Origin of the sequence: Pseudomonas sp. CCI4.2 (genome assembly GCF_034350045.1) — a bacterium.
Classification (GTDB): domain Bacteria; phylum Pseudomonadota; class Gammaproteobacteria; order Pseudomonadales; family Pseudomonadaceae; genus Aquipseudomonas.
In genome coordinates this window covers 1,313,405-1,327,158 of sequence record NZ_CP133781.1, presented here as the reverse complement: position 1 = coordinate 1,327,158, position 13,754 = coordinate 1,313,405, and the positions used below count along the sequence as shown (strand labels likewise).

The following is a 13,754-nucleotide window of genomic DNA, read 5'->3' as shown; positions in this document are numbered from 1 at the left end:
CGTGCAGTATAGCCAGTCGCCAATCGACGGAATCGGAGGCGCGATGAAACGTTTTCAACCCGGCGTGGCGCCCACACTCGTGGTTTTTTTGTTGCTGCCGCTGCTGATATTACTGGGGTTCTGGCAGCTTGATCGGGGCGAACAGAAGCGCGTATTGCTGAATCAATACGCCGAGCGCCGCGTCGCTGATCCCATCGCCAGCACCCAGCTTGAACAAACCGCCGACCCGGCTTATCGGCGAGTGCAGCTGCGCGGCCAATTCGACGCTGCGCACAGCCTGATGCTGGACAACAGCACCCGTGGCGGTCGCGGCGGCATCGAGCTGATTCAACCTTTTCACGATCAGGCCAGCGGGCTTTGGCTGTGGGTCAATCGCGGCTGGCTGCCGTGGCCTGATCGGCGCACGTCACCGGTGTTTACCACGCCGCAGCAGGTACTGAGCCTGAGCGCGTGGGTGTACGTGCCGACTGCCGCGACTTTTCAGCTGGGTGCCGATCCCGTAGGCGCACCGTGGCCACGCCTGGTTACGGCGGTGAATCCGGGGAAACTCTGGACCGAACTCGGCCGCAGTGGTTTTGCCGACGAGTTGCGGCTCGAACCGGGTCCGGCCGCGTACCAGCTGGATTGGCCAATAGTGGCCATCGGGCCGGAGCAAAACCTCGGTTATGCCGTCCAGTGGTTTGCCATGGCGGTAGCGCTGTTTGGCCTGTTTCTATACCTCGGATACCGCAATGCCAAGGAGAAAAACCATGGATCAAGCCATGAATCCACCCAGCATGTCTGAAACACGCCCGCTGCCATCGCGCCGAAAAGGCCGTTTGCAGTTGATTTTGGTGGTGGTGGTCGCTGTCGGGCCGATGGTGCTTGCCACCGGCATGTACAAGTTGCAGTTCTGGGTGCCGGACAGCCGCAGCTTTCACGGCGAGATGATAGGCAACGGGCAAAGCCGCGCCGAGCTTGGCGTGCAGGCGGATGAGCAGCGTTGGCAGTTGCTGGTCAGTGCGCCGCAGAACTGCGAGGCGGATTGTCAGCACTTGGTGTACCTGGCGCGTCAGCTGAATGTTGGTCTGGGTCAGGACGCCGCGCGGGCCAGCCACGGCCTGGCCGCTGCCCAGCCGCTGAGTGCCGACTACACCGCCAAGCTGAGCCGCGAATATCCGAAGTTAGAGCGTTACCCGCTGGACCTGTCGCTGTACAACAAAGCGGCACCCGGCGTTGAAGCGCCACACCTTTGGATCGTCGATCCCCACGGCAACCTGGTGCTGCGTTACGACGCTAAGGTCAACGGTAAGGACCTGCTCAACGATCTACGCCAACTGTTGAAACTGTCGAACATCGGATAGGGCATCGCCATGGCCAGACCTGGATTTCGCCTCGCTTTACTTGCCACGCTGCTTGCGCTGGTCGTGGTCTTACTCGGTGCCTACACCCGGCTGACCCATGCTGGGCTGGGTTGTCCTGATTGGCCGGGCTGTTACGGATTTATCAGCGTGCCTAACAGCGAGGCGCAACTGGCGCATGCCGAGCTGCACTTCCCCGACACACCGGTTGAGCCGCACAAAGGCCGCAATGAGATGGTCCATCGTTATTTTGCGGGCAGCCTGGCGTTAATGATCATTGTGTTAGCGGCACAAGCGGTGCGGCGCCGCCATCAGGAGGGGCAGCCGTTCAAATTGCCGATGTTGATGCTGGGGGTCGTGGTCGCCCAAGCGGCGTTCGGCATGTGGACCGTGACCCTCAAGCTTTGGCCGCAGGTGGTCACGGCGCATTTACTGGGTGGTGTCGCCACGTTAAGTCTTTTGTTTTTGCTGACGCTGCGCCTGTCTGGCGCTTTCGCTCCGCTGCCTGAGTTGCCTGCGCGCTTACGCCGTCTGGCCGTGCTGGGGTTGGTGTTGGTGGTGGCGCAAATCGCCCTCGGCGGCTGGGTCAGCTCCAACTACGCGGCGCTGGCGTGCATCGATTTGCCGACCTGCCATGGCGAGTGGTGGCCGAAGGCGGACTTCGCCAACGGGTTTCGTCTGACCCAGCACATCGGCCCCAATTACCTGGGCGGGCAACTGGACAGCGATGCGCGCACGGCGATTCACATCACCCACCGATTAGGCGCGCTTTTAGTCAGCGTGGTGTTGCTGGGGTTGGCTTGGCAGCTGAAACGGGCCGGGCTCAAAGGCATGGCCTCATTAGTGGTGCTGGTATTGGGGGTGCAAGTGGTGTTGGGGATCAGCAACGTGGTTTTTCACCTGCCGCTGCCGATTGCAGTGGCGCATAACGCAGGCGGCGCGGCCTTGATGTTGGCGGTCACGCTGGTGAATTATCGGGTACGGTCTGTGCTTGGCTGGGCGACCAAGACCACTCCTGTGTTGGGCGTTGACGCACCGAATCATCGGCACGGGTACCTGCATCCGGGCAAATAGCCGGGCACAGAATAATAACGATAAGGAGAGAGGCAGTGACTACTCTAGTCCGCGAGCAACACCCTCAGGCCATTTGGCGGGACTATCTTGAGCTGACCAAGCCCAAGGTGGTGGTGCTGATGCTCATCACGTCCTTGGTCGGCATGTTTCTCGCCACCCGGGCGGGGGTGCCGTGGACGGTGTTGGTGTTCGGCAATATGGGGATCGCGTTTTGCGCGGGCGGCGCGGCAGTGGTCAACCATGTCGTAGACCGACGCATCGATGCCATGATGGCGCGCACAAAAAAACGGCCGCTGGCTGAAGGCCGCGTCACCCCTGCTGCTGCCCTGACCTTCGCCTTGCTACTGGCGGTGGCGGGACAAGCCTTGTTGCTGGCGTTTACCAATCCGCTGACGGCGTGGCTGACCCTGGCTTCGTTATTGGGTTACGCCGTGATCTACACCGGATTCCTGAAACGCGCCACGCCACAGAACATCGTGATCGGTGGCCTTGCCGGCGCCGCACCGCCGTTGCTCGGTTGGGTCGCTACCACCGGGCATGTCAGCGCCGAGTCGCTGCTGCTGGTGCTGATTATCTTCGCCTGGACCCCGCCACATTTTTGGGCACTGGCAATTCATCGCAAGGAGGAATACGCCAAAGCCGACATTCCGATGCTGCCGGTGACCCACGGCGAGCACTACACCAAGGTGCACATTCTGCTGTACACGCTAGTGCTGCTGGCGGTCAGTTTGCTGCCGTATGTGATCCACATGAGCGGGATGCTGTACCTGTTATGCGCATTAGGTTTAGGTGCGCGCTTTCTGTGGATGTCATGGGTGCTGTACCGTGGCATCAAACCGCACGCGGCCATCGACACCTTCAAGTACTCTATTTATTACTTGTTCCTGTTGTTCATCGCGCTGCTCGCCGACCACTACTTATTGTTGAATCTATGACTCGAGTTCAAAAAACGGTTTTTATTTTGGTCGCACTGGTGGCGCTGATTCTGGGCCTTACGGTCAATAAGGTAATCTCCGGCAGAGGCCAGGGCGATCCGACCGCGATGATCGATGCGGGCATCATTTTGTTGCCGACCAGCCGCAGTCTGCCTGACTTGAAGATGACGAATCAGGACGGCAAAGCGGTGTCCATCGCTGAATTGAAAGGCAAATGGACGATGCTGTTTTTCGGCTACACCTTCTGCCCGGACATCTGCCCGACCACACTTGCCCAGTTGCGTCAGATTAAAAAAGGACTGCCCAAAGACGTGGTTGGCAAACTGCAAATCGTGTTGGTGAGCGTTGACCCGAATCGGGATACGCCGCAACAGCTCAAGCAATACCTCGGCTACTTCGACCCCGAGTTCCAGGGCCTTACGGCACCGGTTGAAGATATTCAGAAACTCGCCAACGCGGTGAGTATTCCGTTTATTCCGGCCGACACCAGCAAGCCTAATTACACCGTCGACCACAGTGGCAACCTCGCCCTCCTCGGCCCGGACGGCACCCAACGCGGCTTCATCCGCTCGCCGCTGAATGACAAGAAAATGGTTGAGCAATTGCCGCGTTTGTTGGTTCGGGAGTGAGCGCTTCGCCCGATACACCGCACTGTTTCCTTCCTACAGAGAATCTATGCACGACACAGATAGATGTTCAGTGCCTACTATTCCCGTGTCCGCCAAAAGCCTCTGTGGTTGGCTTGCCAACGAAAGCGCCATTTCAAGCGACCCAGGTTGCAGGTCGACATCAGCGGGTGTGATTACCGGCCTCTTCGCAGGCAAGCCTACTCCCACAGATGTCGTTGTTCGCCAACAAGGTGGCTCCTACAGGATGTGCGTGTTTCTTACTTGGCGAACATCTGCCCAATGTCCTTGAACGCTTTGAACTCCAGCGCGTTGCCGCAGGGGTCGAAGAGGAACATGGTAGCTTGTTCGCCCACTTGGCCCTGGAAGCGAATATAGGGTTCGATCACGAACGCGGTTTCCCGTGTTTTCAGCCGGTCGGCCAAGGCTTCCCACTCTTCCCAATCCAGCACCACGCCGAAATGCGGCACGGGCACGTCGTGGCCGTCCACCGGATTGCTCAGGGCTTTTTCCTGGGCCGGGCTTTTGGCTTGTTGGTGGATAACGAGTTGATGGCCGAAGAAATTGAAGTCGACCCACTGCTCGCTGCTGCGGCCTTCGGCGCAGCCAAACACCTCGCCGTAAAAATGCCGAGCGGCGGCGAGGTCGTGAACGGGGATTGCCAAATGGAAAGGGGACAGCGCCATGACAAACATCCTCAATCAGGGATTCGGAGTGCCCTGAGTTTAGGCCAATGGCGCCTAGATCAAAACGCCGGAACCACCGCGCCTTGATATTTTTCAAGAATGAATTGCTTCACTTCCGGGCTGTGCAACGCGGCGACTAGCTTCTGCATCGGAATCGAATCCCGATTGTCCGGGCGGGCGACCAAGATGTTCACGTAGGGCGAGTCGCCGCCCTCAATGAGTAACGCATCTTTGGTAGGGTCCAGCTGCACTGCCAGCGCGTAGTTGGTGTTGATCAGTGCCAGATCAATGCTTGTCAGTACGCGCGGCAAGGTGGCGGCTTCCAGTTCGCGGAATTTCAGCGCCTTTGGGTTATCCGCAATGTCTTTTGGCGTCGACAGAATATTGGTCGGGTCTTTCAGCGTGATCAAGCCACCTTTCGCCAACAGCAACAGCGCGCGGCCTTCATTGGTCGGATCGTTGGGAAGGGCAACGGTGGCACCGTCCGGCAACTCATCGAGTTTTTTGTAGGTGCTTGAGTACGCACCCAACGGCTCGACGTGGACCTTGGCGATGGCCACCAGATCGGTGCCTTTGCCCTTGTTGAATTCATCCAGATACGGTTGATGCTGGAAGAAGTTCGCGTCGAGGCGTTTCTCCGCCAGTTGCACGTTGGGTTGAATATAGTCGTTGAAGACTTTGATCTGCAGATCGATGCCGTCTTTGGCCAGCATCGGTTTAACCACTTCGAGAATTTCCGCGTGAGGCACCGCCGAGGCACCTACGGTCAGGATTTCATCAGCGTGGGCGCTCAGGGCAACCAGTGCGGCAAACACTGCGAGAAGCTTTTTCATGCATCAACTCCGTGAAAAGGCCCCCTCGGTCGAGAGGGCCTTGCGTGTCCAGGTTTAGCGGTGGGTGAAATGCGCCACCAGCTTGTCGCCGACGGTTTGCAGGATCTGCACCAAGACCAATAGCAATACGACCGTGACGAACATCACATCGTTCTGGAAGCGTTGGTAACCATAACGAATCGCCAAGTCACCAAGGCCGCCTGCACCCACGGCGCCGGCCATGGCGGTGAACGACACCAAGGCGATGGCGGTCACGGTAACCGCGGCCAAAATGCCAGGCCGCGCTTCGGGCAACAGCGCTTTGATGATGATCTGCCGAGTCGTCGCGCCCATGGCTTGGGTCGCTTCGATGATGCCCTTATCGACTTCGCGCAACGCGGTCTCGACCAGCCGCGCAAAGAATGGCGTCGCTCCGGCCACCAGCGGCGGTAAGGTGCCGAGAACACCCAGCGAGGTGCCGGTGATCAGCTCTGTCAGCGGCATCATCACGATCAGCAGGATGATAAAGGGCAGCGCGCGCAGCATATTGACCAACAAGGCCACCGTGGCATACAGGCGTTGGTTTTCCAGCAACTGACGGGGCGAGGTCAGGAACATCAACACGCCCAGCGGTAGGCCCAACAGCACGGTGAACGCCAGAGAGATACCGAGCATCACCAAGGTGTCGCCAGTAGCGATCCAGATTTCGTACCAATCGACGTTGGAGAATAGATTGACCAGGGTGTCGATCATCGCAGCACCTCCATGTGGACATCAGCCGCCGTGAAGCTAGCAAACGCGGCCTCCATGTCGCCACCGGTAATGGCCAGGGTCAGTTGTCCGTATGGCGTGTCTTTGATGCGGTCGATGCGGCCTGCAAGGATGCTGTAATCAACACCGGTCTCTCGGGCCACGGTGCCCAACAGTGGCGCGTAGGTGGATTCTCCCTGGAAGGTCAGGCGCACGATGCGGCCCTGAACATGGGCGAAGTCGTCGCGAAGCTCGCCATCGTCGATTTGCTCGTCTTCTTGCACAAAGCGTTTGGTCGTCGGGTGCTTCGGATGCAGAAACACATCAGCTACCGGACCTTGCTCGACGATCTTGCCAGCGTCCATCACGGCCACGTAATCACAAACGCGACGGATAACGTCCATCTCGTGGGTGATCAAGACGATCGTGAGTTTCAGCTCTCGGTTGATTTCAGCCAACAGTTGCAGCACCGATGCGGTGGTTTGCGGATCGAGGGCGCTGGTGGCTTCGTCGCACAGCAGGATTTTCGGTTTGGTCGCCAGTGCACGGGCAATACCGACGCGCTGTTTTTGCCCGCCAGACAACTGCGTTGGGTACTTCTTCGCCTGATCGGACAGGCCGACGCGTTCGAGCAGCTCAGCCACACGCGCATCGATCTGGCTGCGCGTCATGTCGCCGGCGAGGGTCAACGGCATCCCTACGTTATCGGCGACGGTGCGGGACGCGAGCAGATTGAAGTGCTGAAAGATCATACCGACTTGGCGGCGAAAGCCGCGCAAGGCCGTGGCGTCGAACGCGGTGACGTCTTCGCCATCAACGACAATTTGCCCGCCGCTTGGCGTTTCCAGGCGGTTGATCAGGCGCAGCAGCGTGCTTTTACCCGCACCGGAATGACCGATCAGGCCGAATACTTGGCCGTCTTCGACCCGCAGGCTAGTGGGGTGCAAGGCGGGGATTTCCCGGCCAGCAACCCGGTAGGTTTTGTGGACGTTATGAAACTCGATCACGTAGCGAACCTTGTGGGGGCGCGGTAAGAAAGGGTGGTGAAAGTGCCGAGTGCCCAGGCGTTCTTACGACCAGCGAACACCGACTGGATAAGTCGGGCGCGCATTTTAGCCTGTCCAGCGGGAGGTTCTTAGCATTAATTTCATACCGGACCGACGAAACGGCAATAACGCGGGGCAGGCTCGATGCGCATTCGCAGGCAGACCAAAGGTCGCAAAAAACAGGGAACGGCTAATTTTCCGTCCAGTCACTAATAGGCACCTGCATTTCCTGAGTTCCGTGCCAGGAAAGTCAATTCGATTAGACCCGTAACGACCCCGTCGTCGGGTTACCTGCGTCCGAGGAGTTTTAGTCTGATGGCCACCAAGAAGACCATAACGAACACGACAACCAGCGCTAATTCCAATATGACCAACAGCCAAATGGCGGGCACTGACACATTGGATCGCGGTAACACCAATGAGAAGCTCGACAGCCTTGATCAGTTTCGATCTGACGCCACCGAGCAAGCGTTACGCACTAATCAGGGCGTGAAGGTTTCCGATAACCAAAACACGCTCAAAGTGGGTGATCGCGGTCCGTCGCTGCTTGAAGATTTCATCATGCGTGAAAAAATCACGCACTTTGACCATGAGCGGATCCCAGAGCGCATCGTCCATGCTCGTGGGACTGCGGCGCATGGTTATTTCCAGACTTACGAAAACCACGCATTGCTGACCAAGGCCGGTTTCCTGCAAGACTCTGGGAAAAAGACCCCAGTGTTTGCGCGCTTTTCTACCGTTCAGGGTCCGCGCGGCTCGGGTGATACGGTGCGTGACGTTCGGGGTTTTGCCGTCAAGTTCTATACCGAGGAAGGCAACTTCGATTTGGTTGGCAACAACATGCCGGTGTTCTTTATTCAGGACGCGATCAAGTTTCCTGACTTCGTTCACGCGGTAAAACCTGAGCCACACAATGAAATACCAACCGGTGGTTCCGCCCACGACACGTTTTGGGATTTCGTTTCGTTGGTACCGGAATCGGCGCACATGGTGCTGTGGACCATGTCCGACCGCGCCATTCCGAAGAGCCTGCGGACTATGCAGGGATTTGGCATCCACACCTTTCGCCTGATCAACGCCGAAGGGGCGTCGAGCTTCGTCAAATTCCACTGGAAGCCGAAATTCGGCGTCTGCTCGCTGCTGTGGGATGAGGCACAGAAGTTGGCAGGTAAAGACACGGACTTCCATCGCCGCGACCTGTGGGAATCGATTGAGACCGGGGACTACCCAGAGTGGGAATTTGGCGTGCAGATCATTGCCGAAGAGGACGAACATAAGTTCGATTTCGACATCCTTGATCCGACCAAAATCATTCCCGAAGAGTTGGTGCCGGTAACGCCGCTGGGCAAGATGGTGCTGAACCGCAACCCCGATAACTTTTTTGCCGAAACCGAGCAGGTCGCGTTTTGTCCTGGACACATGGTGCCGGGCATCGACTTCTCCAACGACCCGCTGCTGCAAGGTCGGTTGTTTTCCTATACCGATACTCAGATCAGCCGACTCGGTGGGCCGAACTTCCACGAGATCCCGATCAACCGTCCGCTGGCGCCTAATCACAGCGACCAACGCGATGCACTGCATCGGATGACCATCGACAAAGGGCGTGCGTCTTACGAGCCGAACTCCATCGATGGCGGTTGGCCGAAAGAAACGCCGTCAGCCCCGCAGGATGGTGGTTTTGAGACTTATCCCGAGCGCCTAGAAGCGCACAAGGTGCGTCGTCGCAGCGAATCGTTCTCTGACCATTTTTCCCAGGCGACGCTGTTTTTCAACAGCATGAGCCACCATGAAAAAGAGCACATCATCGCTGCCTACAGTTTCGAGTTGGGCAAGGTTGAGCGTGAATCGATCCGCGCGCGCGAGGTGAACGAGATCCTCGCCAACATCGATTTGGAGTTGGCTTCGCGGGTCGCCGCCAACCTTGGGCTAGCTGCGCCCACCGCTGGCACGGTCGCTGCGAAGAAGGTCTCGGTCACGGAGTCGCCTGCGCTGAGCCAAGTGAATTTGCTGTCGGGCGATATTGTTTCGCGCAAAGTGGCAATTTTGGCTGCGAACGGTGTTGATGGTGCTGCGATCGACGCGTTGAAGAAGGCATTGGAAGCGGAAGGCGCCCACGCCAAATTACTTGGCCCAACCTCCGCACCGATTACCACTGCCGACGGTAAAACCCTGCCGGTGGATGCGTCCATGGAAGGTATGCCTTCCGTTGCGTTCGATGCGGTGTTTGTGCCGGGTGGCGCGGAATCAATTACCGCGTTAAGCGCCAATGGCGTGGCGCTGCACTTCTTGTTGGAGGCTTACAAGCATTTGAAGGCCATCGCACTGAGCGGTGAAGCCAGTCAATTGTTGGACGTGCTTCACTTGGAGGCGGATGAGGGGCTGCTAGTGGGCAAAAACGGCAAGCTGTTCAAAGCATTCGCCGCCGCGATTGCTCAGCACCGAGTATGGGCGCGGGAGCCAAAGGCCAAAGCGATCCCGGCCTGATCGTTCTCTGAACGCGACTCTCGCCAACAGAAAAATTCAACTCTGTAGGCGCCAACGTGTTGGCGAGAGTTTCTCGCGGTAGCTACAGCTTCGCGGGCTTGAGAATCATGTGCGCAGGTTGGCTACGGTCGATCTGCCGCTCTAACTGCAACTCAAAATCCGGATTGATCTTGGTCACACGTTTGGTCAGCAATGTTGCGAGCCATGGGTAGTCATCGGTGCGTGGCACCTGCAACGTCACGGTGCAATCGAAAGCAGCCACGTCGGCGGCAATCGCATCAAATTGTCGGCGTAATTCGTGCATATCGCCGATCTTAAGCGCTATGGTTGTGCTTTCGGCCGTTGGATCAATCACTTTCGCAATGCGTTTCGCTTCCGCAGCTTTTAGCTCCGCTTCGGCTTTTTCCAATTCGGCTTTACGTGCTTGGGCAATGGCGCCATTGACGCCGCTGGTCAGCGCTGGAGCTTTAGGCATTAGCGCGCGGGCACGGATTAGCGCAGTGGCTGCCGCATTGACGTCGCCCTTCTGCAAGACAATCTGACTGCGCTTCAAATACGACTCAGCCAACTGCCGCTGATATTGCTCGATACGAGGATCGTCGGGCGTCTGTTTTTGCAGGGCTGCCAGTTGATCTTCGGCCGTGGCCAACTCGTTGCTGGCGATGTTCTGCTCAAGCTGCACGAAACTGTCTGGCCGGGGAGCAGGCGCAGGTGCCTCGACCATCGGCGCTGTTTGGCAAGCGCCCAACAGGATGGAAAATGCGACAAGGAGCAGATAACGGGAGGTGAACGGCTTCATCCTGCGATTCTCTAATTGCGCAAAAAACGAGCAAGTCTACACATAAGTGCCTTGCCTCGAAAATAACTGTTCGATTGTGAGCGCATTTGTGGGTCTGGCACTACCGCTTGGGCAAAACGAAACTGAGTAAAAACAGCCCCGCAGCACAGATCACAATCGATGGCCCGGCCGGTGTGTCCTTGAACCAAGACAGCGCCAGCCCGCAGCACACCGCTATCACTCCTAATAGACTCGCGCCCAAGGCCATTTGTTCGGGCGATCGCGCGTGACGTTGTGCCGCAGCCGCAGGAATGATCAATAACGAGGTAATTAACAGTACGCCAACGATTTTCATCGCAACGGCGATCACGATCGCGATCAACAGCATCAAGGTCATGCGCAGCGCTGCGACGGGTAATCCTTCGACGGTCGCTAACTCTTCATGCACCGTGATGGCCAACAACGGGCGCCACAGCGCGACGATCAACCCCAAGACCAACGCACTGCCGCCCAGAATCCAGGCGAGGTCGGTAGGGCTAATCGCAAGCAGATCACCGAACAAGTAGCCCATCAGATCAATGCGCACGTTGTGCATGAAGCTCAACACCACCAGCCCAAGGGACAGCGTGCTCGGTGCGAGAATGCCCAGTAGTGTGTCGGACGCCAGTGGTTGGCGTTGTTGCAAGGTCACCAGCAGGATCGCCAATAGCAGGCAGCCGACGGTGACCGCCAACGCCGGGCTGATGTTTAGCAAAAAACCCAATGCCACGCCGAGCAAGGCCGCGTGGGACAGGGTGTCGCCAAAATACGCCATGCGGCGCCAGACCACGAACGAGCCTAAAGGGCCCGCGACCAGCGCCAGTGCCAAGCCCGCGAGCAGGGCATAGAGAAGAAAATCAGCCATGCTTGCAGTTGTCTCCGTGGACGTGGACGTGAGTCGGATTTGGCGCCGTTGCGCTGTCATCGACCACCGCACCGTGCAGGTCATGAGCGTGATCGTGATGGTGGTGATAAATCGCCAGACTTTGCGCGTTGGTGCCGAACAGCTCAACGAAGGCCGGGTCATTGCTGACCTGTTCTGGGTGGCCGGAGCAGCACACGTGCCGGTTCAGGCAAACCACCTGGTCGGTTGTGCTCATCACTAGGTGCAGGTCATGCGACACCATTAGCACGCCGCAACCGTGACGATCACGCAAGCGGGTAATCAAACTGTACAACTCGGCTTGGCCTGCAACATCGACGCCTTGTACCGGTTCATCAAGGACCAGCAACTCGGGTTCGCGCAGTAAGGCACGGGCCAGCAGGACGCGCTGCATTTCGCCGCCGGAGATACCTTGCAGTGGGCTGTCGATCACTCGTTCGGCGCCAACCTCATTGAGTGCCGCCAGCGCCCGAGGGCGGTCTACGCCAGGTACCAAGCGCAGAAAGCGCAGCACCGATAAGGGCAGCGTTGGGTCAACATGGAGTTTTTGCGGCATGTAGCCGACGCGCAATTTCGGTTTGCGCCAAACCGTGCCGGAATCCGGCTTCAACAACCCTAAAACCGCCCGCACGAGGGTGGTTTTTCCCGCGCCGTTGGGGCCGATCAGGGTGACGATTTGTCCGGGCTCGACACTGAGGTGGATGTTTTCCAACACGCTTTGTCCGGCGAAGGCGACGGCCACCTGGTCGAGACGGATCAATGCAGTGCTCATCAGGCGGCCTTGCAGCCAGCACAGATACCCAGAATTTCGATGGTTTGCCCTTCCACGGTGAAACCCACTTCTGTCGCGGCGCTGATTACGGCTTGAGTGATAAGTGGGTGTTGCAGCTCGATTGCCGCATGGCATTCGCGGCAAATCAGGAACTGGCCCTGATGCGCATGCGTAGGGTGGTTACAGCCAGTGAACGAATTGAGCGAGGCGATACGGTGCACAAGGCCGTTTTCCAGCAGGAAATCCAGAGCGCGGTACACGGTGGGCGGCGCGGCGCGGCGGCCATCCTCTTCGCTCAGCACCGCGAGGATGTCATAGGCGCCCAGCGGTTTATGGCTCTGCCAGACCAGCTCCAACACGCGACGACGCAAGGCGGTCAGGCGTAAACCTTTGCGCGCGCACAGCGTGTCAGCCTCGGAAAGCGCGGTGTGCACGCAATGGGAGTGATCGTGGGGGCGACTGGCGAGCGGTGTTTTGGGCATGGGCGGCGACGACTTTTGTGAGAGACGTTATTATGTTACCTGTTCCTGTCCCTTTGGGTGGTCTTCGTGTCCCGTCTTTTTGCCATCGTTGTTGCTCTATCTGCCTGCGTATTGACGATTTCTTCTGCTCACTCGGACGTTCGGGTACTGACCAGTATCAAGCCGTTGCAGCTGATCGCTGCGGCTGTTCAGGACGGCATGGGCACCCCTGAAGTGCTGCTGCCGCCTGGCGCATCACCCCACAACTACGCACTGCGCCCGTCCGACGTACGGCGGGTGAGCGATGTCGACCTGCTGTATTGGATCGGTCCGGACATGGAAAGCTTCCTGCCCCGCGTGCTGAAAAATCGCAAGCTCCCCACCGTTAGCGTTCAGACGTTGCCTGGCCTGCACCTGCGCCATTTCGCGGCGGACAGCCAATCCCATGAAGCCGCTGACCCGGCGGAACACGATCATGATCATCAACCGGGCAGTCTTGATGCTCATTTGTGGTTGTCTTCGGTGAATGCGCGAGTCATTGCGGCGCGGATGGCGAGTGATTTGTCCGTGGCAGACCCGGGTCATTCGGAGCGTTATCAAAGCAATTTGAAGGCGTTTGATGCGCGTCTTGATGCCATGGACACGCAATTGAAAGCGCGAATGGCCGGTGTTGCGAATAAACCGTTCTTTGTTTTCCATGAGGGGTTCGATTACTTCGAAGACGCTTACGCAATCAAGCACACGGGTGTTCTCAGCGTGGCCGAAGAAGTACAACCAGGGGCTCAGCACGTCGCGGCCATGCGCGCGAGGCTGACGCAAGTGGGCAAAGCCTGTGTGTTCAGCGAACCCCCTTTGCGCCCGCGTCTGGCAGAAACCCTGTCGGCAGGGTTACCCGTCAAACTGGCTGAGCTAGACGGCCTCGGCGGCTACACCCCCGCCACCGCGCAGGGCTATGAGCAGATGATGGAAAAGCTCGGCAACGATTTGGCGGGGTGTCTGGAATCATTGTGATTCACCGGGAAGACGGCAAATGCGGATATCCAGACATACCGCGTCGCCTGCTTCCCG

At 58.3% G+C, this 13,754-nt stretch carries 15 protein-coding genes; 7 read left to right on the top strand and 8 right to left on the bottom strand.

Features of this window, described 5'->3' with window-relative positions:
- Nucleotides 1–43 precede the first annotated feature (43 nt).
- From RHM65_RS05840 to RHM65_RS05820, 5 genes are read left to right on the top strand one after another with little or no spacing between them, the layout of a single operon-like run.
- Nucleotides 44–784, top strand: a complete 741-nt coding sequence (locus tag RHM65_RS05840; RefSeq protein WP_322184467.1) for an SURF1 family protein — start codon at nucleotides 44–46, stop codon at nucleotides 782–784.
- On the top strand, nucleotides 750–1,343 hold the full coding sequence (locus tag RHM65_RS05835; protein ID WP_322184466.1) for a hypothetical protein: 594 nt from the start codon (nucleotides 750–752) through the stop codon (nucleotides 1,341–1,343). The genes RHM65_RS05840 and RHM65_RS05835 overlap by 35 nt, the downstream gene beginning before the upstream one ends.
- Nucleotides 1,344–1,352: 9 nt before the next feature.
- A complete protein-coding gene (locus RHM65_RS05830) occupies nucleotides 1,353–2,414 on the top strand; it encodes a COX15/CtaA family protein (protein ID WP_322184465.1) in 1,062 nt (353 codons plus the stop codon).
- Between the two features lie 35 nt (nucleotides 2,415–2,449).
- A complete protein-coding gene (gene cyoE, locus RHM65_RS05825) occupies nucleotides 2,450–3,349 on the top strand; it encodes a heme o synthase (RefSeq protein ID WP_322166885.1) in 900 nt (299 codons plus the stop codon).
- Nucleotides 3,346–3,978 (top strand): SCO family protein, encoded by a 633-nt coding sequence (locus RHM65_RS05820; RefSeq protein WP_322166886.1) that lies wholly within the window; start codon nucleotides 3,346–3,348, stop codon nucleotides 3,976–3,978. Before cyoE ends, RHM65_RS05820 begins: the two co-directional genes overlap by 4 nt.
- Nucleotides 3,979–4,235: 257 nt before the next feature.
- Here RHM65_RS05820 and RHM65_RS05815 read toward each other — a convergent pair whose 3' ends face one another.
- The 4 genes from RHM65_RS05815 to RHM65_RS05800 are packed head-to-tail and all read right to left on the bottom strand — an operon-like array spanning nucleotide 4,236 to nucleotide 7,230.
- On the bottom strand, nucleotides 4,236–4,661 hold the full coding sequence (locus RHM65_RS05815) for a VOC family protein (RefSeq protein WP_322166887.1): 426 nt from the start codon (nucleotides 4,659–4,661) through the stop codon (nucleotides 4,236–4,238).
- A 59-nt stretch (nucleotides 4,662–4,720) separates the two neighbouring features.
- A complete protein-coding gene (locus RHM65_RS05810) occupies nucleotides 4,721–5,494 on the bottom strand; it encodes a MetQ/NlpA family ABC transporter substrate-binding protein (protein ID WP_322166888.1) in 774 nt (257 codons plus the stop codon).
- 54 nt (nucleotides 5,495–5,548) lie between these two features.
- Nucleotides 5,549–6,226, bottom strand: a complete 678-nt coding sequence (locus RHM65_RS05805; protein WP_322166889.1) for a methionine ABC transporter permease — start codon at nucleotides 6,224–6,226, stop codon at nucleotides 5,549–5,551.
- On the bottom strand, nucleotides 6,223–7,230 hold the full coding sequence (locus tag RHM65_RS05800) for a methionine ABC transporter ATP-binding protein (RefSeq protein WP_322166890.1): 1,008 nt from the start codon (nucleotides 7,228–7,230) through the stop codon (nucleotides 6,223–6,225). Before RHM65_RS05800 ends, RHM65_RS05805 begins: the two co-directional genes overlap by 4 nt.
- 354 nt (nucleotides 7,231–7,584) lie before the next feature.
- On the opposite strand from RHM65_RS05800, the gene katE reads away from it, so the two are divergent.
- Nucleotides 7,585–9,753: a catalase HPII gene (gene katE, locus RHM65_RS05795; RefSeq protein ID WP_322166891.1), complete on the top strand. Its 2,169-nt coding sequence runs from the start codon at nucleotides 7,585–7,587 to the stop codon at nucleotides 9,751–9,753.
- Between the two features lie 82 nt (nucleotides 9,754–9,835).
- Here the strand turns inward: katE and RHM65_RS05790 are convergent, their stop codons facing one another.
- The 4 genes from RHM65_RS05790 to RHM65_RS05775 form a co-directional block, all read right to left on the bottom strand.
- Nucleotides 9,836–10,552, bottom strand: a complete 717-nt coding sequence (locus RHM65_RS05790) for a PA5502 family lipoprotein (RefSeq protein WP_322166892.1) — start codon at nucleotides 10,550–10,552, stop codon at nucleotides 9,836–9,838.
- A 100-nt stretch (nucleotides 10,553–10,652) separates the two neighbouring features.
- Nucleotides 10,653–11,435, bottom strand: a complete 783-nt coding sequence (gene znuB / locus RHM65_RS05785) for a zinc ABC transporter permease subunit ZnuB (protein ID WP_322166893.1) — start codon at nucleotides 11,433–11,435, stop codon at nucleotides 10,653–10,655.
- Nucleotides 11,428–12,225 (bottom strand): zinc ABC transporter ATP-binding protein ZnuC, encoded by a 798-nt coding sequence (gene znuC, locus RHM65_RS05780; protein ID WP_322166894.1) that lies wholly within the window; start codon nucleotides 12,223–12,225, stop codon nucleotides 11,428–11,430. The genes znuB and znuC overlap by 8 nt, the downstream gene beginning before the upstream one ends.
- Nucleotides 12,225–12,707 (bottom strand): Fur family transcriptional regulator, encoded by a 483-nt coding sequence (locus RHM65_RS05775; protein ID WP_322166895.1) that lies wholly within the window; start codon nucleotides 12,705–12,707, stop codon nucleotides 12,225–12,227. The genes znuC and RHM65_RS05775 overlap by 1 nt, the downstream gene beginning before the upstream one ends.
- Nucleotides 12,708–12,773: 66 nt before the next feature.
- Here RHM65_RS05775 and RHM65_RS05770 point away from each other — a divergent pair, with 66 nt between their 5' ends.
- On the top strand, nucleotides 12,774–13,697 hold the full coding sequence (locus RHM65_RS05770; protein ID WP_322166896.1) for a zinc ABC transporter substrate-binding protein: 924 nt from the start codon (nucleotides 12,774–12,776) through the stop codon (nucleotides 13,695–13,697).
- Nucleotides 13,698–13,754: the final 57 nt, after the last annotated feature.

Excerpts from the sequence above, each read along its gene's own strand:
- RHM65_RS05840 (WP_322184467.1), top strand. The coding sequence starts at position 44 with ATGAAACGTTTTCAACCCGGCGTGGCGCCCACACTCGTGGTTTTTTTG.
- RHM65_RS05835 (WP_322184466.1), top strand. The coding sequence starts at position 750 with ATGGATCAAGCCATGAATCCACCCAGCATGTCTGAAACACGCCCGCTG.
- RHM65_RS05830 (WP_322184465.1), top strand. The coding sequence starts at position 1,353 with ATGGCCAGACCTGGATTTCGCCTCGCTTTACTTGCCACGCTGCTTGCG.
- RHM65_RS05820 (WP_322166886.1), top strand. The coding sequence starts at position 3,346 with ATGACTCGAGTTCAAAAAACGGTTTTTATTTTGGTCGCACTGGTGGCG.
- RHM65_RS05815 (WP_322166887.1), bottom strand. The coding sequence starts at position 4,661 with ATGGCGCTGTCCCCTTTCCATTTGGCAATCCCCGTTCACGACCTCGCC.
- RHM65_RS05810 (WP_322166888.1), bottom strand. The coding sequence starts at position 5,494 with ATGAAAAAGCTTCTCGCAGTGTTTGCCGCACTGGTTGCCCTGAGCGCC.
- RHM65_RS05805 (WP_322166889.1), bottom strand. The coding sequence starts at position 6,226 with ATGATCGACACCCTGGTCAATCTATTCTCCAACGTCGATTGGTACGAA.
- katE (WP_322166891.1), top strand. The coding sequence starts at position 7,585 with ATGGCCACCAAGAAGACCATAACGAACACGACAACCAGCGCTAATTCC.
- RHM65_RS05790 (WP_322166892.1), bottom strand. The coding sequence starts at position 10,552 with ATGAAGCCGTTCACCTCCCGTTATCTGCTCCTTGTCGCATTTTCCATC.
- znuB (WP_322166893.1), bottom strand. The coding sequence starts at position 11,435 with ATGGCTGATTTTCTTCTCTATGCCCTGCTCGCGGGCTTGGCACTGGCG.
- znuC (WP_322166894.1), bottom strand. The coding sequence starts at position 12,225 with ATGAGCACTGCATTGATCCGTCTCGACCAGGTGGCCGTCGCCTTCGCC.
- RHM65_RS05775 (WP_322166895.1), bottom strand. The coding sequence starts at position 12,707 with ATGCCCAAAACACCGCTCGCCAGTCGCCCCCACGATCACTCCCATTGC.